Below are 23,764 nucleotides of genomic sequence, written 5' to 3'. Positions count from 1 at the left end.
TTAATTCTTTTATAACAACTTTACACTAGAATTTACTTCAAAACAGGGGAAGAAGTTTTAAAGTATATCTAAAAGCCTTAAAAAATATATTAAATGAATTTTCTAAAAGATTCTTTTAGTAAACTAACCTAAATCTAAAAAATGAAAAGAAAAGCTACGATTACCTTTTTTTTCTTATTATTTGCTTCTTTGATCTTTTATGGACAAGAATCTAGAGTTGTAAGAGGAACAGTAATTGATCCTGATGCCAACCTGCCCTTATTTGGAGCTACGGTTGTTTTATTAGATAGTACGGGAAATACAATTACGGGAGTGATTACCAATGAATTTGGTGAATTCGTCATTAGAACCAAAACAACCGGGAAAGCAACCTTGCAGGCAAGTTATATAGGTTTTTCAACTAGATCCTTTGGGGTTGAGCTTGATGAAAGTGAAATTAATGTGGGAAGCATTATTCTGACTACCGATGCCGCAGAATTGGATCAGGTAGTAGTTATTGGTAATGTCGAAGGAAAATCTAAAGCATTAAACTTGCAACGTACTTCAGACAATATCAAAAATGTGGTTTCGGCCGATCTTATTGGTCGTTTTCCAGATTTAAATGTGGCAGAAGCCTTGCAAAGAGTTTCGGGAGTCAATATTTCACGTGATAAAGGGGAGGGATCGACAGTAAGTATTAGAGGTACACCACTAAATTATACCACCATTCAAATAAACGGGGAACAAATCCCCAGTGTACAAGTAGATGGATCGGGAGGATCAAGAACCGAGTCACTTGACCTTATTCCAGCAGATCAGTTAGCTTTTATGGAGGTGACCAAAGTGCCTACACCCGATATGGATGGTGATGCAATCGGTGGTACTGTAAATCTTAAAACAGCAGTAGCACGACGATATGACTTGGGAATCAAAGCAGAATCTGGTTTTGGATACAATGATATATCATCGGGTCTTAATTCTTTAAACAGATTACGAATAGATAAGCGATTTTTCAAAACTGATAAGGTGCCTCAGGGTAAACTAGGGGTTATCTTTGGAGGGAGTATGTTTAGATCCAATAATTCTGAGCATAGAACTGATGCCGTCTGGGATTCTGTAAATGTAGTGCAGGAAAATGCTGATTTCTTTGTGATAGATGAGTATCAATATAGACTTACCGAAAATGAAAGGGAACGTTTTGGCGCTACAGCAACTGTAGACTATAAATTTGATGGCAATAACCGAATTACATTTAATTATGTCTATAGCAGAAGACAGGATACAGATGTGCGTAATCGTTTCAGATGGGAAAGTCAATTTAATAGTGGAGGAAGATATCAAACCCTTGATTCTATAACCAACGGAAGAGTGCGTCGCGATATCAATATTTCCGATGAGCTAAAAGAGAATAACACTTTCAATCTCGAAGGCGAACACCGATTAGGAGATTGGGACATAGATTGGAAAGCATTTTATACTTTTTCCGAGCGAACTCTTAATAGAGAAGTAGGGAATTTTCAAAGAGAAGACCTTATTATTATTGCCGATAATCCTCTAGGTGTATATGGAGAAGAACCTAATTTTCGCGTTTCAACAACCGAAGAAGGGTTAAGTGCATATGATCCTTTCTTCTATGCCGAAACAGGTAGATTTGAAAATGATTTTGAAACAGTAGATGCAAATAATTTGGTTGGGAAATTAGATTTTACAAAACATTTTCAATTTAACCAAAACTCTGGTATTATAAAATTTGGTGGTAAGTACCGTATCCAAACTAATGATAAATTTAGAGAGGATATAACTACAGTAGTCAATGATCCAAATAATGTAATAAATGAAGAAGAATTCTTTCTACGTTCTTTATCTGGTATAGAACCTACAAATTACCTATATGGTGATTATCGCTTTGGGCCGCTTATTGGAACAAATCAATTTAGGAATGTTCTATCAACGAATAGCAGGTTTTTTGAGGAGTCTGATCAAGTGGCGGCAGAAGCACTGCGCACATCTGCCAATAACACTTATGAAACCGAAGAAAATATTTATTCGGGTTATGCGATGGCAAAAATACAATTCGAAAAATTGATGATACTTGCGGGACTACGTTATGAATACAATGAAGTTATATATGATGCTTTTGATGTCACAAGATCTGGAAATTCAGTATTGCTTACACCAATACAAGGGGGAAATGAGTATAACTTTTGGCTTCCCAATGTACATCTAAAATATAGTTTTACAGATTACACATCCTTACGCTTATCGGGAGTAATGAACTATGCTCGTCCAAACTTCAATGATATTGTACCTTTTTCAGACCTTAATGAAGATGATCGCCGTTTAAGACTAGGAAATTCTGACCTGCAGCCTGCAGAGGCCATTAATGTAGATTTGTTGTTTGAACATTATTTTAAAGATGTTGGAGTGATTTCGCTAGGAGGATTTTATAAAAACATTGATCAATTTCAATTTCAGCGAATTACTCCAGTGTTACCACAGGATTTTCCTGGATTTGATGGTACAGCCGGGTACTTTTTTACCCAGCCACAAAACGGGGAGACTGCAACAGTGTTAGGTATTGAATTTAACTTCTTTAGAACACTTGGGTTTTTGCCTGGGTTCTTAAAGAACTTTAACATAGAGGGTAATTATACCTATACCTACTCTGATGCTTTTACTCAAGATCGGGATAATATTAAGCTTCCTGGTCAGGCAGATCATACATTCAATGCTGCTTTAGCTTTTGATTATAAAGCATTTTCAGCTAGGGTATCGGCAAATTATAATGGAAGCTTCTCTACCTCTTTGGGGAGCAATGAACAACAGGACAATTTTCAGGATGATCGTTTACAAATAGACGCCAATGCATCCTTAAAAATCGGGAAAAATTTACGGTTTTATATTGAAGGAGTTAATCTAAGCAATGAACCGACGATACGATATGAAGGCGATAAAAGCCGCCTTACCAGAAGAGCTTATTTTGGATGGTCTACCAGAGCGGGAGTAAGTTATACATTGTAATTTTTGAATATCAATACCTACATTATGAAATTAGTAAAAAATATATCACTCATTCTTATAACACTATTGTTTTCTTGCGAGAGGAATGAAATAACTTTTGAACTTCCTGCCCCCGCAATTGTAGCTCAAGGTGAAATACCCGACCTCGTAGTGCAACAGCCTGGAAATACAATTTTTCAACAATATAACCTACAGGCCGCAAACGGATTGCAAATGCTAGAAGTTTTTCAAGATGACCAACTGTTTGAAACAGTGTCTTTTAATGATGAAGTTTCTTCGACTTACTTTTTTGAATATATTATTCCATTAGGGATACCTAATGGAACAAGATCAGAATTTAGATTTGTATTAACCGATCTCAATGGGCAACAATCTAGTGAAATAATACAACTTTTAGTCAATTTTACATTTATCGAATCACAGGAGATCATCAACGGAACTGAAGTCACAAGAATAAAAGGAAGATTGAATGAAGATTATACGATGGAATCGGCAAGAAAATATCTTGTAGACAGTATCTTCTCGGTAGAAAATAATAGCATATTAACTGTAGAAGCTGGAACTGAGGTATATTTTAAAACCTTTGATACTGATCAAGAAACTTCAAGATTAGTTATTACCCAAGGTTCCAAAATAATGGCAGAGGGTACTGCAGATAGTCCTATTGTTTTTACCAGTGATAAATTACTTAAAAATGAAACTCCTACGATTAATGACTGGGGTGGAGTTGTCTTGTATGGAAATGCACCTTCGAATGCTGGAAGCGTAGTTCTGGATGCGGGATTTAGATATGGGGGTAATGAACCTAATGATAATTCTGGGATTTTACGCTATATCAGAAGTGAATACGCAGGTAAAGCAAATGATAACGATGCACACGCGTTTAAGTTTTTTGGTGTGGGATCTGCAACTCAAATAGATCACATTCAGGTATTTAGAAATCGAAATATAGCATTCAGGCTTAAAGGTGGTCGTGTAGACCTTAAGTACATGTCGGCTATTGGCCACGGAGGGTATGCACTATGGGCAGACGAAGGTTGGCAAGGTAGGGGGCAATTCTGGGTTTTTCAAACAGATGTTGAAGCCAATACAACCCCAACGCCTTTTTGGAATCAGGCACGTTCTATAGAAATGCGTAACGATGGGGATAACTTTTTGCTAGAACCCAGAACCACTTTCACTATAAGTAATGTTACCTGTATTGGTAACGGGAACAGCGTAGGAAATGGAACCCGCCGCGGAGTACGCATAAGACGTGGGGCTATTGGTACTTTACAAAATGCATTGTTTACCGAGTTTCCTGATGATGGAGCTAGAGTAGAAGATCTGGATATAGCCGAGCTTGGCGTAAATATGATTTTTGATAATATAAGATCATACAACAATAATGATAACTACGATCAAGAAGCCCAAACTGTATTTTTTGATGACCCCGGTGATCAGTTCAATGTATCCGAAGATCCTGTTCCAGGAATTTCGTTAACCAATTTTATAGGTTCGACTCCCTCTGCTTTCGATCCTTCAAGTTTAGGAGGTTTCTTTACTAGTGCCCCATATATTGGCGCAATAGAGAATGTAGCCAATGATTGGACAACTGAAGGCGATACGTGGTTCAAAAATTTGGATGGATCATTCAGATAATTTAAATAAATAGACAACACCCAAAACTCATATAATTATGAAGAAATATTTTAAACTTTTTACGAAAAAAACGGTTTTTCCGGTGATACTAATGCTCGGCTTTATTTTGGCCTGTAGTAATGATGATGATGGAGGTGGTGGAGAAACCCCTGCAACACCCACAATTAGTATTAGTGGAGAAACTGCAATAATAGGTAAAGCTGGAGAAATTTTTAGCGTAGATCTTACATTAAATGCACCAGGAGGGAATAAGGAACTTGTAGTATATTTTGGTGGGGGAGTTTTAGAAACTATTCCTCTTGATGTTAATGCCACTACGTTTACCTACAATACACAAACAGTACCTTCAGATGCGAATGAAGGACAGAATTTTGAGTATGAGTTCTTATTAGCAGATAATGCTAATCAGGATTCGCAAAGAGTTACCTTAACGGTAAGTGCAGCGATATACGATACAATCGAGGTAGGGGGAGAAACTTTGTATGATGTTACTATCCCGACAGATGGTATAGTAACTGATGAAATATTGCTCATTACAGGGCGCGATTATCATATTTCGGAATCACTATCCTTTGGAGCAGGTAGTACATTGACTGTAGAAGAAGGAGTAGTTGTATATTTTAAAACACCAGTTGAAGTTACCGATCCTACCGTAGGCTTAACATTTACTAATGGAGCCGGTTTATCAATTACAGGTACTTCTACAAATCCCGTAGTTATGACTCCTACTACCACGCTTACAGGGGATCCACAACCTGGAGATTGGAATAGATTGTATTTAGATGGTAGTGCTGGATCCCTATCAGGGGCGACCATAAGATACCTAAGAACAGAATACGGTAGTGATGGAATTCGATTAGATGGTATGGATGATTCTAATACTGTAGAATATGTTCAAGCGTTCAAAGCTGCTACAGAAGGGATTTATTTCACTAATGGAAATGTAAATGCTAAATATATGGTGGCTACCAATTCTACCGAAAATGGCTTCAGGTTAGGAAGCGGATATGCTGGTAAAATGCAATTTGGTATTGCGGTAATGACAGAAAGACTTTTACTTGATGATGACACCTACGAGGTAGTGATTAGAGATCAATCTACAGCAATCATTGCAAACTTCACGGCAGTAGGCCCTGGAATTGATGTAGAAGAAGTTTATGCATATCGCTTTAGAGGAACTTCAGATGGTAGAATATATAACAGTATTGGTGCAAGCTTTAATAGAAGAGGTGTAAGAGTAGATGGTTCGGTTACCGTAGGAGGTACGCTAGCGGGACCAACTGTATTCGCTTATGGATATATCTTTGACCTAGATTCTCAACACTTTAGAGATGCTCCTTTTGGGGGATCACGTGATGATATGGATGGTACCATTAATAACCCTTTCTTTAATAATGTAACTAGTTATGAAGAGGTCGTGGATCCTGATACCATGGAAGTTTCTTACAACCCAATTTATGATACTATAGATGGGATAGGTACTAATGATTTTATCCCAGATGCCACGGTAACTGCAAAAGAAAACCATGACCCAAGCACCGTAGATGCATTCTTTACTTCGGTAACCTATGTAGGTGCAGTAGAAAATGAAGCTGGCGATTGGACTGTAGGATGGGTTAAAAACCCTGACGGAACGATAAGATAATAGTCAAAATGTAGATTTGTTTTCAATTTCATGCCCCGGAAAGGGATGTCTAAAACAGGGTAAAGTAAGATGTTATTTTGGTTTTGATAATAATTATTTGAGAAGATAATTGTTATGTCTTACAGTTTTTGGGCTTCCCTTTCCTTTTTTAATGATAATTCATGAATATAAAATTTATCAATATCTGTTTGTCCCTTTTTGTACTATTTATAGTAACATTGTGCCCTGCACAGGTTTTAGAAAAAAATCTTGCTCCCAGTACTCTTAATATTGATTATAAAGCATCGCCTCGTCCAGATAGAATATTACTAACACTTACCAAGGACCCATCTCGCGAAATTATGATCACATGGCGTACCAATAATACCATTACCAAAGGAATTTCTGAAATTGCCAAAGTTGAAAAGGAATTTGATTTTTATAAAAATGCTATCAAAAAAAACTCCACAACTACAACGGTTACCTCTCTCGAAAAAGAACAAGTAGTATATCATAAGGTAAAGTTTAGTAATTTGATACCTAACACGCTTTATGCATACCGTGTTGGTGATGGTACGTATTGGAGCGAGTGGATACAGTTCAAAACTTCAGAAGAAGAATTTGAAGAACCATTTCAGATTTTATATCTGGGTGATGCTCAAAATGATATTTTCACCTTATGGTCGAAAGTTATAAGAGGTGCTTTTAAAAAAGCTCCCAATGCTAGATTTTCAATACATGCAGGAGATCTCATTAATCATTCTCAAAATAATTATGAATGGGGCGAATGGTTTGAGGCTAATAGTTTTATACCTAAAATGATGCCTGTTCTGGCAACATTAGGAAATCATGAATATGTAAAAGATAGCACAAATCATAAAGTAGGGATTAGCAATCTTTGGGATCCCCAGTTTAATTTTCCGAATAACGGCCCCAAAGGTTTTGAAGATCGGACTTATTACGTAGATTACCTAAATACCAGGATCATTTGCTTGGATTCTAATGAAGGCATCAAAAAACAAAGTGCATGGTTAGAAAAGGTCTTGCAAAACCATAAACAACAATGGGTTATTGCCTTTTTTCATCATCCCGTAATCTCGGCTGCCAGAGGAAGAGCTAATGAAGATGTTTTAAGACACTGGAAACCACTATTTGACATGTATAAAGTCGATCTTGTACTACAGGGACATGATCATGTCTATGGTAGAGGCAATAAGGTAAATTCGGGATTAGGAAAATGGAACGAAAATTCGGGCACCACCTATGTGGTTTCTGTAAGTGGCAGAAAAATGTATTCGATTAGCGATCATCCCTGGATGGATAAAAAAGGAAAAAACATTCAACTATATCAGGTAATTACAGTAGATAACAATATTTTAAATTTTAAAGCATACACTCTTGATGACGAATTGTTTGATCATTTTGAACTTATGAAAAAAAAGAATCATGTTAATATATTAAAAGAACTACCTTTAAAGGAATAGTATAGCTTATGGTTTTTAAAAAGTATGCCATCCTATGTTTTTCTTACCTCTTTTTGTTTACTTGTTTTAACGTACGAGGACAGCAAGAATCATTGCCAGATATAAAAGTGTTATTACAAAATGATACGCTTTATGTGCAGAATAAACATGTAAGCTTTACGTATTTGTGGAATAAAGGAAATCTTATATTAAAACAAGTAAAAAAGAAGATTGGAAATCAAAAACTTAGTTTTATAGATAATCAAACACCAAGTTTTTATCTTCCCAAGGAAGATACTATCGTTTCTGGGACCAAAATAGTAATATCAAATAAGCGTACATTTTCGAATGAACAATTTCATAAAGAGGTATCCATCTATTTTACATTAGGAAACCTAGAAGTAAATCATGTTATGAAAATATATGCCAATGCAAATGCTATTTCACATACCTATTTTCTAAAGGGCACGGCTAAGGCTTCTGAGTGGATGATCAATCGGTCTGAGGATCGTCAAATGATCGAGAAAAGCTATCAAAATGGCGAAACAAATGTGGAACGAATCGCTAGTTTTCCATTTACCGATGAACATTGGAAAACGACTATTGTTTCCTTCAAAGAGTCGACCGATCATCACGACAATTTGGTTTTTGAAAAAGAATTACTTCCATATCGTAAAAAAGAAAACCTTCAGGGAAACATTTTTTTCGCAATGAATCAACAAAGAGACATAGGTTTATTTTTCGTCAAAGAGGCTCCTATTGATTATAGTCAGCAATATTATGCGGGTTATGATTTTCAGGTTGATCATAAAAGTATCACTGTACATGGAGTTGGGATTTCTCCCCAAGATCTAAGTGAGGAATGGATACAGGGATATGGCTATGCCATTGGATTGGCCAAATCCAACAAAAAAGATGTACAAAAAGAGATCATACAATACCAAAAACAACTTAGAAAATATATTCCAGAACGAGATGAGATGATTCTTGCCAATACTTGGGGAGACCGAAGTAAAGATAGCCGAATGAACGAAACTTTTATTTTAAAAGAAATAGAACAAGCGTCAAAAATTGGGATTACTCACCTACAACTAGATGATGGATGGCAAAGTGGATTATCTAGAAATTCTGTATCAAAAACTGGTCAGAAATGGAATGATTGGAGCAAAGCCGATTGGCAACCAAATCCAGAGCGATTTCCCAATGGGTTTGAAACCATTATTGCTACGGCTAAAAAGAAAAATGTAGAACTATGTTTGTGGTTTAATCCCAGTAAAACAAATAGCTATCAATTTTGGGAGCGAGACGCAGATATCTTGATTGATTATTACAATCGACATAACATTAAAGTGTTTAAAATTGATGGAATTTCTTTAACTAACAAGCAATCTGAAATTAATTTAAGAAAGCTATTTACCAAAGTAATGCACGCAACAGAAGGCAAGGTAACATTTAATATGGATGTAACGGCCGGAAATAGAGTGGGATACCATTATTTTAATGAATTTGGGAATGTTTTTCTTGAAAACCGTTATACCGATTGGGGTAATTATTATCCGCACAGAACCCTGAGAAATTTATGGATGCTTGCCGGATATGTGCCTGCAGAACGGTTACAGATTGAATTTCTAAACAACGCCCGAAATCCAAAGAAATATCCAAAAGACGATATTCTTGCACCACAAAAAAACCCGCTTACCTATACTAGTGCAATTACGCTTGCAGCACAGCCTTTGGCCTGGATGGAACTAAGTAGCCTTTCTAAAATTGATGATCTAAAAGATCAATTGGCTAAGTACAAAGAGGTCTCAACGTCACTTCATTCGTCTATTATTTTACCAATTGCAAAGGAACCTTCAGGCTTTTCTTGGACCGGATTTGTTGCATATCAATTAGACAAACCCAAATATCTATTGATATACCGGGAGTATACAGGAGATAACACTTTAGAATTAAACATAAATGGTTTAAAACCTAACCAAACTTTTAATCGTATTTTAGGAAATACAATATCAATACACCGGGATCAAAAAAAACAGAATAAGATAAAAATTGATACTCAAAAACAATTTAGTTATGGATTGTTTTCGATTGACTAATTGATACATACCATAGGATGTTAAGTTAAACCTTTCAAATAATGAATCCACGTCTAATCTTTATTATTATTACTATAATAGGGTACAATAGCAATTTTTCACAATCGATATATGATTCTGAATATTATAACTCGCTTACATACACGCATGATTTGAATCTACCAAACTGGGGTCCCTACACGAAAAAATACATTGGAGTATCTCATATTCCTGATATAGAAAAAGGTATTCGTTTTGATTTGAGTGTATTTCCAGGGTTTTATCGTAGAAAAGTGGATGTTCCTCATGTTTTTTATGAATCGGGGTTTCATCCATGGGAAGCATCGCCTAACCTAGAATACTTTTCTTTTAGACACGAACTTGAATGGAAAGATCGTGTTTATACCGATATCTCATACTCCAAAATAGATCAAAATTCTCGACTTATACGTATTGAATGTATCAATAATACAGCTATTGCTCAAAATATAGTGATACATATGATGGGATCTATTCATTTTCCGTCTATCAAAGCGTATGATCCTTACACACCTATTCAGTATAGTACAATCAAATTGCCAAGTTATGCTACTTGGATAGACGCTATCGATTACAAAGAAATAAAATTCGCAAAACCTTCGCATAAAGATCAATTAGTATATGATGGCAAATTAAGAGGAGAAATAAGAGATCATGGTTTGGTTAACGGTTCAGGGATTGGTAAACGTTTTGGTAAAAAAGAAGGCGACCAGGTTAGATATGAATTTGAAATTACAACGAATATTAACAATGCATTTCTTTGGGTTCGATATAAAATAAAAGACGATCAAAAAATCGATCTCGAATTAGACGGTATAGTTAATAAGAGGCTTCATTTATCTGGAAATGGAAGTTTTAAGACTGAACAAATCGAGATCGGAAATCTTAAATCGGGAAAATATGGCTTCAGGATCATTTCAAAAGGGAAATCTCCAATTATCATAGATGGATTTACCATAATTGATAAGAAGGATACCAAAAATGTTGAGGTTAAACCCATAATATGGCAACATACCCCCAATATAATTAATGGACCAATACCCAATTCAATTATATTAAAATACAAAAACATCGATACATACTATGGAATCTCTTGGGATTATCCAGATTATGAAGTTAGGGAGTGGAAGTATAAAGATTTAGACGACAGTTTTAAAAGAATGGTCAATGATCATGTCAAAACCAAGTTTGATAATGGTACAAATGGACATTTTACGAATATATTTTTAAAACCCATTCATATCCAGCCTAAATCATCATTTTTTATTAATGGAATAGTTTGCTATGGGAGTAAAGAAGAGGTAACCGCATATTTAAATAAGAAGATTGCCAAAGAAAATATCCAATCTATTTATAACAAAGCAAGATCTAATTTATTTGATTATCCAATTGTGCCCGCAGGAGAAACGTATTTGTTTAGTCAAAAGCGAATGGCCGCAACAACATTTTGTAATGTAGTTTATCCTGTATACACACAGAAGGAATATATCAAACACCATACACCAGGACGTTTTTGGGATAGTTTATATACCTGGGATTCAGGATTTATTGGTTTGGGTATGATGGAACAGGACATTAAGCGAGGGATAGAAAGTTTAAACGCCTATCTTAATGAAGAAGATGAACAATCGGCCTTTATACATCATGGTACTCTACTACCGGTTCAACATTACCTGTTTCTTGAATTATGGAATAAAACGCAATCCGAAGAACTTCTGAAGGTATATTATCCTAAATTAAAACGGTATTATGAGTTTCTTGTCGGAATTAATAAGGGCTCAACGACCAGAATGAAGTCTAATCTGATTCGAACATGGGATTATTTTTATAATTCTGGCGGATGGGATGATTATCCGCCCCAGAAATATATTCATCAGGAAAAAATAAAAAAGAATGTTGTTCCGGTTGTAAATACCGCTCATAGCATTAGAGTGGCAAAAATATTACAAATGGCAGCTTCATATTTAAATTTTAATAGGGACGTCAAAGCGTATGAAAAGGATATCCAAAATATGAGTAAAGCACTTCAAAGCTATTCATGGGATAAGAAATCAGGATATTTTGGTTATGTGGTTCATGATGAAAATCAAAATCCAACAGGGATATTAAAATTCGATGATAATGTTAATTTTAATATGGGATTAGGAGGAGCATATCCATTGGTTTCAGGAGTTTGTACTAAAAATCAGAAAAATCTCTTACTTAAAAAAATGAAAACAAAAAGGAGGCTTTGGTCCGATATTGGACTATCTGCTGTCGACCAATCCGCACCTTATTATTCAGGTAATGGGTACTGGAACGGTACCGTATGGATGCCGCACCAATGGTTTTTCTGGAAAACAATGCTGGATATTGGAGAGGCCGATTTTGCAAAAAAAATTGCAAAAACCGCTTTGGATTTATGGAAAAAAGAAGTTGAAAACACGTATAATTGCTATGAGCATTTTATCATTAAAACCAAACGAGGAGCAGGATGGCACCAATTTAGTGGATTATCTACCCCTGTACTTTCTTGGTTTAATGCGTATTATCAACAAGGAAATTTAACAACTGGATTTAACATCTGGGTAGAAGAAAAAAAGGTTGACAAAACCTATAGTTCTTTAAAAGCAATATTAAAGGTTTTTGATACAGAAAACGAAAAATTCTCTCTTATTGCCTGCCTTAATCCTAATTTTGAATACCAAGTGTTCTGGAATAACGAAATCATACCGCATAAAGAAATCAATGCAGGAACATTAAGTATTTCTATTCCGAATAAATTGAAGAAAGGCGTTCTTACAATAAAAAAGCTAAAATGAAGACGTTTTAACTAGCTTCAATCAGGCTTAATTCGAAATTCGTATTACCTTTCAATGATTGTAAACACGGGTTCAATTAATGTTAAATTACCATTTTTACAAGGTTTTAATTTCTAAAACGTTATTTTTAATAGCCTTAACCTACATTTTTCTTTTTATTGGATAGATTAGTAGTATATATGTTCTTTCTCGAAGAAGAGCCTTCGAATTCTTTACTCCAAACGGTAATAGGAGTTTTTATTACTGTAGGTATTGTTTCTATTTGCGTTTATTATGTCTTACGCTATTTGGAGACAGTTTATGTTAAACATAAAAAGAAACCTTATTTTATTCATTTTTATCCTGTAATCAAAAAACTACCCTCGTACTTAAAACCATTTTTGAAAGAGAATGATTTTTATAGTTCTTTAGATAAAAAACAAAAGAAATATTTTGAGCATAGATCCGCTCGATTTTTAGAGGAAACCCGTTTTGTGGGAAGAGAAGGGCTAGTTGTTGACGGTTTTATGCGTATGCAAATCACGATGATGATGATTCAGTTAACTTTTGGTATGCGTAATTACTTGTTGGATTATTTAAATACAATCATCTTATATCCTTCTTCATTCTATTCGATTTTAAATAAAACTGAAAATATTGGCGAGTTCAACCCCAGATCCAGAGCTTTGGCACTCTCCTGGAAACATTTTCAACGAGGAAACCTTCATCAGGATAAGGGGAAGAGTTTAGGAGTCCATGAGATTACCCATGCGATTCATTACAATTCGATAAAGAATAATGATATTAGTTCTGAAATTTTCTATGATACTTTTCTACAGCTTGAAGAATATCTGGGCTCTCAGGAAATTAGAAATAAGATAGTAGAAACCAAGATACTACGAGATTATGCGTATACAGATAAATTTGAATTCATTGCAGTATTGGTTGAGGTCTTTATGGAGTCACCCAACGAATTAAAAAATAAGTTTCCAGAGATATACTCATATGTCATGCAAATGCTTAATTTTAGATACTTTGAAGAGTAGTAAATAGTGTATTTTAAGTAGAACAATTATATTTATCATTCTAATAAACTTTTTTTAAACAAAAATATATGGAAGAATTTCAGCAAATAATGCCTGTAAGTTCACTTACAGATGAAAAAAGAGTCGCATTTTACAAGAAAACCTATACCCATCTTGCGATGGCTGTTTTACTTTTTGTAATTGTTGAATGGATTTTTTTTCAATCTGAAACAATTGTAAATTTTGCATTTTCTATGACACAAGGGTGGAGATGGTTGATCATGTTGGGAGGTTTTATGTTGGCCACAACCTATGCCGAGAAAATGGCATTTAAAAATCATAATATCAATCAACAATATTTGGGTCTCTTGCTATATGTTGTTGCAGAGGCATTTATTTTTATTCCTCTTATTGGTATTGCTATGATGATTGCAGAAAACGGAGGAGCAAATATCTTGAATCAGGCGGCTATTTTAACATTGGCTTTGTTTACAGGGTTATCTGCTATTGTATTGCTTACCAAAAAAGACTTTTCTTTTCTGAGATCCATCCTTACTATAGGATTTTTTATCGCTCTAGGGTTGATCGCTGCAGGCATATTGTTTGGGTTTAACCTGGGACTTTGGTTTAGCGTGGGGATGGTTGTACTTGCATCTGGATCAATATTATATCAAACTTCCAATATGGTGCATAAGTATTCTGAAGATCAATATGTAGGAGCTTCCCTTGGGTTATTCGCTTCGTTAATGTTACTATTTTGGTATATCCTGAGTATCTTGTCAAGACTAAGTGGAGATTAATAGAACATAGATAAATTATGATTAAAAAAAGCCGAATTTTGTTCGGCTTTTTCTTATTAAATCACTTCTGTGTAATTGAATGTATTATTGCTTTTGCATGGATTCTTGAATTTTCAATAAACCAAACATGTGTATCCATTCCTCCACAAATCACGCCAGCAAGATATAAGTTAGGGACATTAGATTCCATAGTTTCTCCATTGTATTCCGGGTATAACTTTTCATCTTCAGAAAGGTTGATTCCTATTTTTTTCAGGAATCCAAAATTTGGTTTATAGCCGGTCAATGCCAAAACATAATCGTTGTCAATTTCTATATCTTCATTAGGAATGGAGATCTTTATCTTGTCTTTAGATACTTCTTTAACGGTTGCATTATAAAACGCTTTGATACTTCCTTCTTTAATACGATTTTCGATGTCTGGTCGCACCCAATATTTAACCCTTCTACCAATTTCTGGCCCTCGTACAATCATAGTGACTTCTGCACCTTTGCGATAACATTCTAGAGCTGCGTCAACGGCAGAGTTGCTTGCGCCGATTACGGCTAACTTCTGCTTGGCATAAAAATGAGGGTCCTTATAATAGTGAGATACTTTGGGTAGGTCTTCTCCCGGAACATTGATTGTATTTGGGATATCATAAAATCCAGTCGCAACAATTACAAATGAAGCTGTATACGTTTGTTTTTCTGTCTCAATTTTAAAAATATCACTTTCTTTATCAACTTTATTGACCTTTTCAAATAGATTAATGTTTAAGTCATTCGACGTAACAATGCGACGATAATATTCAAGGGCCTCATTACGTTTGGGCTTGGCTTCTTTACTTATAAAAGGAATGTTGTCAATCTCTAGCTTTTCTGAAGATGAAAAGAATTGCATGTTTATTGGATAGTTGAATAAAGAGTTTACTATGGGTCCTTTTTCGATGATAAGATAATCGATGCCTTTTTTCTTGGCTTCTAGCCCACAGGCTATTCCTATGGGACCTCCTCCAATAATGATTAGGTCAATATGCTTCATCTTCATAAAATATTACAAAAAGTAGTCGAATTATACTACACTTACTTACATTAAAAATAATGCATAAAACTACTAATTTTTGAAGTTTAATAATAGAAAAGGCAAGTTTCAATTTGAGAACTTGCCTTTTTGAATAGAAAAAGAACAGATTATCTTATGACCAACTTTTTTACAACTCGTTCTCCATCCAAGCTAATGTCTAAGAAGTAATTTCCTTTGCGTAGGGTAGAGGTGTTTATTTCGATTTTTTGATTGTATTCAAATGTGTTTTCTGATAGAACCACCCCGGATGGGTCTATAATTTTGATTAATACTGGACTAGTAGTTTGTTGTCTTATAATCCTTACTTTTACTATATTTTTTGAAGGGTTAGGGTAAACAATTACTTTTGCTTTAAAATTTTTTATAGGTGGTCCTATTGGTTTTTCTTTACCTTCTTCTATAGTATAGAATTGATTAACTCTTAGGTTTTTATAAGTATCTATATTTCCAGACGGCCAGTAAATTTTAAGATTATCAATCTTTGGAGCTTTTGCCAAGCCAAAGTGAGCTCGCAAACTATTGTGTCCCATAAATGTATTCGATGCAGAAATTTCTCTTCTTAAGGTAACCGTTTTTCCTTTGATTTTGGCAGTTAGTTCTAGACGGGCACCCAATGCAGCTTTGTTCGAAGGGTTACCTATTAGTTTAAAGTTTACAAAATGATTTTTTATATTGAAATCATTTCTAAATAGTGCTTTTACTCCACCACCAACGACAAAAAAATCGAGGTCACCATCGTTATCATAATCTCCTATTGCTGCCCCTGTAGAGTTCCCAGATGTAGCAGTATTGATTAGATTTGTACCGCTTTCAGTAAAGGTTCCGTCTCCATTATTAATATAATACCCACTTCCGGTAGGGTTCGAACCTGTTATTATGACATCCAGATCTCCATCATTATCAAAATCTCCCCATGCATTTGTTAAGTTTTGATTATTTGTAGTTGTAAAAGGAACATCAGTTTCAATATAGATACCATCATCATTTACATAAAATTTATTTTCAATACCAGAATAATTGGTGAGGCAAATGTCTAAATCTCCATCATTATCATAGTCGATAGCATTATAGCATTGCCCATCTTGAGGATCTTCTGCGAATGCCAGTTCGGAGGTGCTAACCATTTCAAAACCTTCGCTACCTGTTTCAACTTGTAAGTTTTTGAATAAAAAATCTTTTTTAATTCCAGCAGGCCCAGCAGCAGGCCCACTCGCTATTAGTAAATCAGTATCACCATCTTCATCATAATCGATCCAATTGGAAACCGTATAGGCTTCTTTTTCTGTAAGAAATTCGTAAGTCTCTGTTACCTCTGTAAATGTTCCATCTGGATTTCCCCGGTACAGCCTATTTGGAAAAGAAGATGCTCCCAAAAATCCATTGGCAAAGGTTAAAATAAAATCTACATAACTATCATTGTTATAGTCACACCATTGAACGCTCCATGTAGCAGAATTGATGGTGTTGAGGATTGTGTTTTCCTCTGTAAATTCCCCGTTGCCGTTGTTGCTATATATCCTTGTTTGCAGGGTGAATGGGGGTTGGATTGATGAATAGATAAGATCTAGATCACCATCATTTTGATAATCGGCCCAACTACAACCAACCAAAGCTCTAGCAAATGGGATCGAAACGCCACCTTCAGCAACCTCGAAATTTCCTTTGCCCAGATTTCTGTAAATAGTTCCGCCATAAAAAAGGTCTATATTACCATCATTATCTATATCTGTCCATGAAGTCCCAAAATATGTTCCTCCTATCGTGGGACCTGAAACAATCGGATTAATAGAATCTTTAATGACAGTGAAGGTTTGGGAAAATGTAGTAAAAGTGTAACCAAAAAAAAGTAAAAAGATTAAAGTTCTCATAAGCCTAAGATTTTAAGATTTATAAGAATAAAATTCTATATTACCTTTTGAGAAGTAGTATAGAATTATAATTTTTTACTTTTTTACTCGATAATCGAGAAGTAAATGCTATGAGGCTTACCCAGAGATAATTTACTTATCTTGAATTGCAAGGTGCTTTTTTTTGTATTCAGAAGGAGTACAGTTATACTTACTTTTAAATGCATTATTAAATGTGGTTTTATTATTAAAACCTACATCAAAATAGACTGTTTTTATGCTAATTGAATCATCTTCAATAAGTAATTTTCGTGCTTCTTCTAAACGGTACTCGTTAATAAATTGATTGAAATTTTTATGAGCCTTTTCATTAATTAACTTAGAAAGAATATGTGTTGAAAAACCTAACTTATCTGCCAGATGCACCAACCTTAAGTTATTGTCTAAATAAGGTTTATTTTCGTTGATATACGAAAGAAGCGAATTGTAAAATTCGTCTTGAGTAACCGACGTTAGCTCACGACCATTAGTTTCTTTATGAAAAAGTTTTGATAGTAGTTCGCCATTAAATATCGAAGGCTCTTTATACACCATATAACCAATAGCGTATATTGAAATGGTCATAGAAAATGATATGGCATAGTCCCAATGAGAATTAAAAAACGGAAACTTGACCAAAACATAATAGCTTATGTATGAAATGCTGAATATTAAAAAAAGATTTAAAAGAAGTCCAATCCATTTCTTTCGAGTCACTTCATATTGGGAATTGTTTTCGCCTTTTTGATTAGAAACAAAGTCTTTGGTTATAAAGAAATAAATAATAAGGGATACAGCAGCAATCCATGGAGACCTTAGCGAACCAAATAATGAAAATATAGCATCTCCTTTATAATTACCAAATTCCTGAAAACCATTAGATTTAACATAATAATATCCGTTTAAGAGAAATGATATAATGGAAGGAGCAAAATGATACCACCGTATTATAAATGCGTTACTGTAAAATTTGGTAACATAAATATACAAAAGCGGACCAAAAGCCAAGTACCAACTGGAATCGAAAAAATATAAATATGGATAAACAGATCCATAGTTGGTCCAATACAATACATACTGCACCAATACAAATGAAAATCCTAGTATAAGAAGTATTATTGGAAGGTTGGTACGTCTATTTCCTTTGTTTACACTTAAAATTGCAGTCAAAAAGAATCCTAATGAACTAACTAGTAGAAAAAAAGATGTCCATGTATCAAAAGAAGGAATCGCGTTTTGCTGCATTTTGAATTTAAGTCTTAATGATTTCTTTCAATTCTTTAATGGTATTGGTAGGGTTTTCGCTTTTAAAAACAAAACTGCCAGCAACTAATACATCTGCGCCAGCATCAACAAGTTTTTTGGCATTTTTACTAGTTACACCTCCATCAATTTCAATTAACGTATCGGCTTTGTTTTCTGTTATGATCTGTTTAAGTCTTTCTACTTTTTTATAAGTATTTTCGATAAACGATTGTCCTCCAAATCCCGGATTAACACTCATGATACATACCAAATCAATGTCGTTAATTACATCTTCAAGAAGATTTACGTTGGTATGAGGATTAATAGCTACACCGGCTTTCATTCCCTCTGCTTTTATAGCTTGTAATGTTCGGTGTAAATGTGTACAAGCTTCATAATGAACGGTAAGAATATTGCTTCCGAGGTTGGCAAAAGTTTTTATATATCGATCGGGATCTACTATCATAAGATGTACATCAATAGTTTTAGTAGCGTGTTTTACAATGTCTCTTAAAACAGGCATTCCAAAAGAGATGTTCGGAACAAAAACACCGTCCATAATGTCAATGTGAAACCAATCTGCCTCACTATTATTAATCATTTCTACATCTCTTTGTAAGTTAGCAAAATCTGCTGCCAGTACTGAAGGAGCAATACGTTTTGAAGCCATAAATTGTGTTGTTTTGCGCAAAAGTAATACTTAAGTTTTAAATAACATGCTACAAGAGCTTCATAAATTTTTGAGTTAAGTACGAGATACTTTTAAAATGCTCGGGGTTATAATTTTCCTCTTTTTTTAGGAATTGTTGTAATTCAGTATGGCTATAATGTCCTGAAATTACAGTAAATGATGAGTGATATTTTGAAAAGGCATTGTCTTTTATTTCTTTATCCAACATTTTTATAATATTGTAATGCCTTGGATCTTTTTTAATTCTTTCAAAGAGAATTTTTACAGTTTCTTTTTCCCCTTCTAATACTTGGAGGAAATTGCCGTCAGAATAAATTAAAATTCCCGTAATGTCTAGAAAATTATTGTGTTGCTTTACATAACTCATAAGATCGGCTATATCAGTTTCTGATAGGTCTGGACTCACAGTGCTCACATAGCTTATAGTGTATCTCATAAAATTGAGATTTTATTAACATGTGTTTAATTTAGTGGGCTTTTTACATTTTTCCTAATTTTTTTGTTAAAATCGTTATGTAATGAAAAAACCTCCGGTAATCAGCCGGAGGTCATTCATCAATCAAAAAACGAACAGTTATGTTATAAAACTGTTTGTAACCGCAATTTAGGAATTTATCCTAAATAAGTCTTTAATATTTTGCTTCTAGATGTATGTTTTAATCTACGAATTGCTTTTTCTTTTATTTGTCGTACACGTTCACGAGTAAGATCAAAGGTTTCACCTATTTCTTCAAGTGTCATAGGATGTTGATCTCCCAATCCAAAATAAAGTCTGATAACATCAGCTTCTCTTGGTGTAAGGGTCTCAAGCGCTCTTTCAATTTCTGTACGCAATGATTCATGCAATAATGATCTATCAGGATTTGGTGATTCCCCTGAGTTTAAAACATCATAAAGGTTAGAATCTTCTCCTTCAACTAAAGGTGCATCCATACTTACGTGACGTCCAGAGTTTTTCATAGACTCTTTAACATCATTGATGGTCATGTCTAATTCTTTTGCAATTTCCTCAGCACTTGGTGGGCGCTCATGAGATTGCTCTAAGAAAGCATAGGTCTTATTAATCTTATTGATCGAACCAATTTTATTAAGGGGAAGACGAACGATACGAGATTGTTCTGCTAATGCTTGTAAAATTGATTGCCGAATCCACCAAACAGCATACGAAATGAACTTAAAACCTCTTGTCTCGTCAAAACGTTTAGCAGCTTTGATTAATCCAAGATTACCTTCATTAATAAGGTCTGGAAGTGTAAGTCCTTGATTTTGATATTGCTTTGCTACAGATACAACGAATCTTAAGTTAGCCTTTGTTAATTTTTCAAGGGCTCTCTCATCACCAGCTTTTATTCGCTGAGCCAATTCTACCTCTTCATCTGCCGTAATAAGATCTACTTTTCCTATTTCCTGCAAATATTTATCCAGCGATGCAGTCTCACGATTCGTTACCTGCTTCGTAATTTTAAGTTGTCTCATCTATGTAGTCCTTGAAATTTAATATGTGAATATTTAGGGCTTCTTTATTTCTTATACGTAATATGTTATCAAAATGTTACAAAAACGCTTATTTTTTTATTGAAATTACTTTCAATACTCTATTAGTCGTAAAGAGGTAGCTATTACTAACACTGGGCTCAAAAGTTTTTTTGAAGTTTTGAAAAAAAAATAAAAAAAACGCCTTCAAAATCTTGAAGGCGTTCGTTATAATGTTAAAGAAAATTAATTTTCTTTCTTATTTGGTCTTGGTTTTCTATCACCTTTTGGCCTGTCTCCTTCAGGTCGAGGAGGTCTTTGCAATAATGCTTTTCTGGAAACCTTTTCTTTTCTTGTTTTGGGATCCACGCCAAAGTATTTTACATCAATAACATCTCCTATATTAACAACATCGGTTACATTATTAGTACGTTCCCAAGCTAATTCAGAAATATGAAGTAATACTTCGTTTCCTGGTGCATCTACATATTCTACCACGGCTCCGAAATCCAAAATTTTGATCACTTTCACTTCATAAACGCTTCCTACTTCTGGTTTAAAAGTAATAGCCTCAATCTTTCTAATTACGGTGTCAATTGCATCCTGATCAACTCCAAGTATTTCTACAATTCCGTAATCTCCATCCTCTTCAATAACAATTGTGGTTCCAGTTTCTTTTTGCATTTCCTGGATCACTTTTCCACTTGGTCCGATAACAGCACCGATATAAGACTCAGGAATGGTAACTTTAACCATTTTTGGTGCATGTGCTTTAACAGACTCATTGGGTTGAGCGATAGTATCTGTTAACTTTTCTAAGATATGCAGACGACCTTCTCTAGCTTGCTTAAGAGCCTTTACAAGGATCTCATAAGACAATCCTTTGATTTTTATATCCATTTGGCAGGCGGTAATACCATCTGCAGTACCCGTTACTTTAAAGTCCATATCACCAAGGTGATCTTCGTCTCCTAAAATATCGGATAATACGGCATATTTTTCACCATCAGAAATTAATCCCATAGCGATACCTGAAACAGGTTTTTTTAGTTTGATCCCCGCATCCATCAAAGCCATGGTTCCCGAACATACCGTTGCCATCGATGAAGAACCATTTGATTCTAATACTTCAGATACTACACGAACGGTATAAGGGCAATCCTCTGGAATCATTCCTTTTAATGCTCGTTGTGCAAGGTTACCGTGTCCTACTTCTCTTCTTGAGGTGCCTCTTAACGGTCTTGCTTCTCCTGTAGAGAAAGGAGGGAAGTTATAATGTAAATAGAATGTTTCTTCACCTTGTTGTGTTGGTAGATCAATTACATTGGCTTCACGCGAAGTTCCTAAGGTTACAGTCGCCAAGGCTTGTGTTTCTCCTCTTGTAAATATAGAAGATCCATGGGTCGATGGTAAGTAGTCAACTTCACACCAGATAGGTCTGATATCGGTAGTTTTTCTTCCATCAAGACGGATTCCTTCGTCTAGAGTAAGATTGCGAACAGCTTCTTTATGTGCTTTACCAAAGTATTTTGAAACTAAATCACCGATTTCTTCAAGTTCTTCTTCAGTGAACATAGCTTTTATTTCTTCTTTCACTTCAGAAAAAGCTAATCCGCGTTCTTTCTTTGAAGATCCCATTTTGGCAATATCGTAGCATTTTTGATACGCAGCATCATGAATCTTTTTTGCTAACTCTTCATCTTCTTTCTCTTCTTCGTATTCACGAGTTTCTTTTTTACCAAAAGCTTCAGCTAATTTTATTTGTGCATCACATTGCACTTTGATAGCTTCATGCGCAAATTTTATGGCTTCGGTCATTTCTTCTTCAGAAACTTCATCCATCTCACCTTCTACCATTGCCACAGAATCTGCAGAAGCTCCCACCATAAGATCGATATCTGCCTCTTCAAGTTGAGTACGGCTAGGGTTGATGATAAATTCACCATTTACTCTAGCGACTCTTACTTCAGAAATTGGAGTTTCAAAAGGAATGTCTGATAATTGTATAGCGGCTGAAGCTGCTAAACCTGCAAGAGCATCAGGCATTACATCATCATCATGAGACATTAATTGAATCATGACTTGTGTTTCTGCATGGTAATCTTTTGGGAAAAGAGGGCGAAGTACTCTGTCGACCAATCTCATCGTAAGAATTTCTTCAGTACTTGGTCTTGCTTCTCTTTTGAAAAAACCTCCAGGATAACGACCTGCAGCGGCAAATTTTTCACGATAATCTACAGTCAAGGGTAAAAAATCTACAGGTGCCGCTTCATATGAAGAAACTACCGTACATAATAACATAGCTTTACCCATTTGCACAACAACAGAACCATGTGCCTGCTTTGCTAATTTTCCGGTCTCGAGGGTGATTTGTCTTCCGTCACCTAAATCGATAACCTCTTTATACACTTGTGGAATCATATTATTTTGATTCTAGTAGTCTATTTTGGGTGTTCTATAAACACACAATAGACCTAATTAAACATTGGTTTCCGTCTTACTCGGACGGACAAGGTTGTGTTGTTGTAGTAATTGTTTGACCAATGAAAAACTAAGGCATACATTTGTATTGTTGAGTACAAATGCTTTTTTAAAATATATAATTAAAAAAAGAGGCACGAAGCCTCTCTTTTATTATTTTCTTAATCCTAATTCTTTTACAATTGCACGATATCTCATGATATCTTTTTTCTTTAGGTAATCAAGTAAATCTCTTCGTTTACCTACCAGTTTTACCAAAGAACGCTCGGTGTTAAAATCCTTACGATTTTTCTTTAAGTGTTCAGTTAAGTGTGTAATTCTGTGAGTGAACAATGCAATCTGACCTTCAGCAGAACCAGTATCATTTTTTCCTTTACCGTGTTTTGCGAAGATTTCTTCTTTCTTTTCTTTTGTTAAATACATTCCAATATTATTTAAATGATTTTTATGTATAGATAACTCCTTGCTATCA

At 34.8% G+C, this 23,764-nt stretch carries 16 protein-coding genes; 8 read left to right on the top strand and 8 right to left on the bottom strand.

What is annotated here, in order from left to right:
• Window positions 1-141 precede the first annotated feature (141 nt).
• From U6A24_RS00305 to U6A24_RS00270, 8 genes are all read left to right on the top strand, one after another.
• Window positions 142-3,000, top strand: a complete 2,859-nt coding sequence (locus U6A24_RS00305; protein WP_324177930.1) for a TonB-dependent receptor — start codon at window positions 142-144, stop codon at window positions 2,998-3,000.
• Between the two features lie 24 nt (window positions 3,001-3,024).
• Window positions 3,025-4,641, top strand: coding sequence for a hypothetical protein (locus U6A24_RS00300; RefSeq protein WP_324177929.1), 1,617 nt, complete (start codon window positions 3,025-3,027; stop codon window positions 4,639-4,641).
• A gap of 37 nt (window positions 4,642-4,678) precedes the next feature.
• Window positions 4,679-6,286: a hypothetical protein gene (locus U6A24_RS00295; protein WP_324177928.1), complete on the top strand. Its 1,608-nt coding sequence runs from the start codon at window positions 4,679-4,681 to the stop codon at window positions 6,284-6,286.
• A 161-nt stretch (window positions 6,287-6,447) separates the two neighbouring features.
• Entirely contained in the window at window positions 6,448-7,749 is a 1,302-nt protein-coding gene (locus U6A24_RS00290; protein ID WP_324177927.1) for a metallophosphoesterase family protein, read from the top strand.
• An 8-nt stretch (window positions 7,750-7,757) separates the two neighbouring features.
• Window positions 7,758-9,827 carry an alpha-galactosidase gene (locus U6A24_RS00285; protein WP_324177926.1) on the top strand — a complete coding sequence of 690 codons (2,070 nt, stop codon included), beginning with the start codon at window positions 7,758-7,760 and terminating at the stop codon, window positions 9,825-9,827.
• Window positions 9,828-9,868: 41 nt separating this feature from the next.
• Window positions 9,869-12,646, top strand: coding sequence for an MGH1-like glycoside hydrolase domain-containing protein (locus tag U6A24_RS00280; RefSeq protein ID WP_324177925.1), 2,778 nt, complete (start codon window positions 9,869-9,871; stop codon window positions 12,644-12,646).
• A 158-nt stretch (window positions 12,647-12,804) separates the two neighbouring features.
• Window positions 12,805-13,671: a zinc-dependent peptidase gene (locus tag U6A24_RS00275; RefSeq protein ID WP_324177924.1), complete on the top strand. Its 867-nt coding sequence runs from the start codon at window positions 12,805-12,807 to the stop codon at window positions 13,669-13,671.
• A 68-nt stretch (window positions 13,672-13,739) separates the two neighbouring features.
• Window positions 13,740-14,450, top strand: coding sequence for a Bax inhibitor-1/YccA family protein (locus U6A24_RS00270; RefSeq protein WP_324177923.1), 711 nt, complete (start codon window positions 13,740-13,742; stop codon window positions 14,448-14,450).
• A gap of 61 nt (window positions 14,451-14,511) precedes the next feature.
• Here U6A24_RS00270 and U6A24_RS00265 read toward each other — a convergent pair whose 3' ends face one another.
• The 8 genes from U6A24_RS00265 to rpsO all read right to left on the bottom strand — a co-directional run bounded on the left by U6A24_RS00265 (window position 14,512) and on the right by rpsO (window position 23,715).
• Complete coding sequence (locus U6A24_RS00265) at window positions 14,512-15,474, bottom strand: YpdA family putative bacillithiol disulfide reductase (protein ID WP_324177922.1); 963 nt, start codon at window positions 15,472-15,474, stop codon at window positions 14,512-14,514.
• Between the two features lie 149 nt (window positions 15,475-15,623).
• Complete coding sequence (locus U6A24_RS00260; protein WP_324177921.1) at window positions 15,624-17,384, bottom strand: FG-GAP-like repeat-containing protein; 1,761 nt, start codon at window positions 17,382-17,384, stop codon at window positions 15,624-15,626.
• 132 nt (window positions 17,385-17,516) lie between these two features.
• Complete coding sequence (locus U6A24_RS00255) at window positions 17,517-18,647, bottom strand: helix-turn-helix domain-containing protein (protein ID WP_324177920.1); 1,131 nt, start codon at window positions 18,645-18,647, stop codon at window positions 17,517-17,519.
• 7 nt (window positions 18,648-18,654) lie between these two features.
• Complete coding sequence (gene rpe, locus U6A24_RS00250; protein ID WP_324177919.1) at window positions 18,655-19,317, bottom strand: ribulose-phosphate 3-epimerase; 663 nt, start codon at window positions 19,315-19,317, stop codon at window positions 18,655-18,657.
• Window positions 19,318-19,366: 49 nt separating this feature from the next.
• Window positions 19,367-19,774 (bottom strand): BLUF domain-containing protein, encoded by a 408-nt coding sequence (locus U6A24_RS00245; protein WP_324177918.1) that lies wholly within the window; start codon window positions 19,772-19,774, stop codon window positions 19,367-19,369.
• Between the two features lie 176 nt (window positions 19,775-19,950).
• Complete coding sequence (locus tag U6A24_RS00240) at window positions 19,951-20,814, bottom strand: sigma-70 family RNA polymerase sigma factor (protein ID WP_027395748.1); 864 nt, start codon at window positions 20,812-20,814, stop codon at window positions 19,951-19,953.
• A gap of 243 nt (window positions 20,815-21,057) precedes the next feature.
• Window positions 21,058-23,232 (bottom strand): polyribonucleotide nucleotidyltransferase, encoded by a 2,175-nt coding sequence (locus tag U6A24_RS00235; RefSeq protein ID WP_324177917.1) that lies wholly within the window; start codon window positions 23,230-23,232, stop codon window positions 21,058-21,060.
• A 213-nt stretch (window positions 23,233-23,445) separates the two neighbouring features.
• A complete protein-coding gene (gene rpsO / locus U6A24_RS00230; RefSeq protein ID WP_324177916.1) occupies window positions 23,446-23,715 on the bottom strand; it encodes a 30S ribosomal protein S15 in 270 nt (89 codons plus the stop codon).
• Window positions 23,716-23,764: the final 49 nt, after the last annotated feature.

It is taken from the genome of Aquimarina gracilis (genome assembly GCF_035285365.1).
GTDB classification, from domain to species: domain Bacteria; phylum Bacteroidota; class Bacteroidia; order Flavobacteriales; family Flavobacteriaceae; genus Aquimarina; species Aquimarina gracilis.
This window is presented reverse-complemented; position numbering and strand designations above follow the sequence as displayed.

Coding starts and splice junctions, on each gene's coding strand:
- U6A24_RS00285 (WP_324177926.1), top strand. CDS start 7,758: ATGGTTTTTAAAAAGTATGCCATCCTATGTTTTTCTTACCTCTTTTTG.
- U6A24_RS00280 (WP_324177925.1), top strand. CDS start 9,869: ATGAATCCACGTCTAATCTTTATTATTATTACTATAATAGGGTACAAT.
- U6A24_RS00235 (WP_324177917.1), bottom strand. CDS start 23,232: ATGATTCCACAAGTGTATAAAGAGGTTATCGATTTAGGTGACGGAAGA.
- U6A24_RS00240 (WP_027395748.1), bottom strand. CDS start 20,814: ATGAGACAACTTAAAATTACGAAGCAGGTAACGAATCGTGAGACTGCA.
- rpe (WP_324177919.1), bottom strand. CDS start 19,317: ATGGCTTCAAAACGTATTGCTCCTTCAGTACTGGCAGCAGATTTTGCT.
- U6A24_RS00290 (WP_324177927.1), top strand. CDS start 6,448: ATGAATATAAAATTTATCAATATCTGTTTGTCCCTTTTTGTACTATTT.
- rpsO (WP_324177916.1), bottom strand. CDS start 23,715: ATGTATTTAACAAAAGAAAAGAAAGAAGAAATCTTCGCAAAACACGGT.
- U6A24_RS00270 (WP_324177923.1), top strand. CDS start 13,740: ATGGAAGAATTTCAGCAAATAATGCCTGTAAGTTCACTTACAGATGAA.
- U6A24_RS00265 (WP_324177922.1), bottom strand. CDS start 15,474: ATGAAGCATATTGACCTAATCATTATTGGAGGAGGTCCCATAGGAATA.
- U6A24_RS00245 (WP_324177918.1), bottom strand. CDS start 19,774: ATGAGATACACTATAAGCTATGTGAGCACTGTGAGTCCAGACCTATCA.
- U6A24_RS00255 (WP_324177920.1), bottom strand. CDS start 18,647: ATGCAGCAAAACGCGATTCCTTCTTTTGATACATGGACATCTTTTTTT.
- U6A24_RS00300 (WP_324177929.1), top strand. CDS start 3,025: ATGAAATTAGTAAAAAATATATCACTCATTCTTATAACACTATTGTTT.
- U6A24_RS00260 (WP_324177921.1), bottom strand. CDS start 17,384: ATGAGAACTTTAATCTTTTTACTTTTTTTTGGTTACACTTTTACTACA.
- U6A24_RS00305 (WP_324177930.1), top strand. CDS start 142: ATGAAAAGAAAAGCTACGATTACCTTTTTTTTCTTATTATTTGCTTCT.
- U6A24_RS00295 (WP_324177928.1), top strand. CDS start 4,679: ATGAAGAAATATTTTAAACTTTTTACGAAAAAAACGGTTTTTCCGGTG.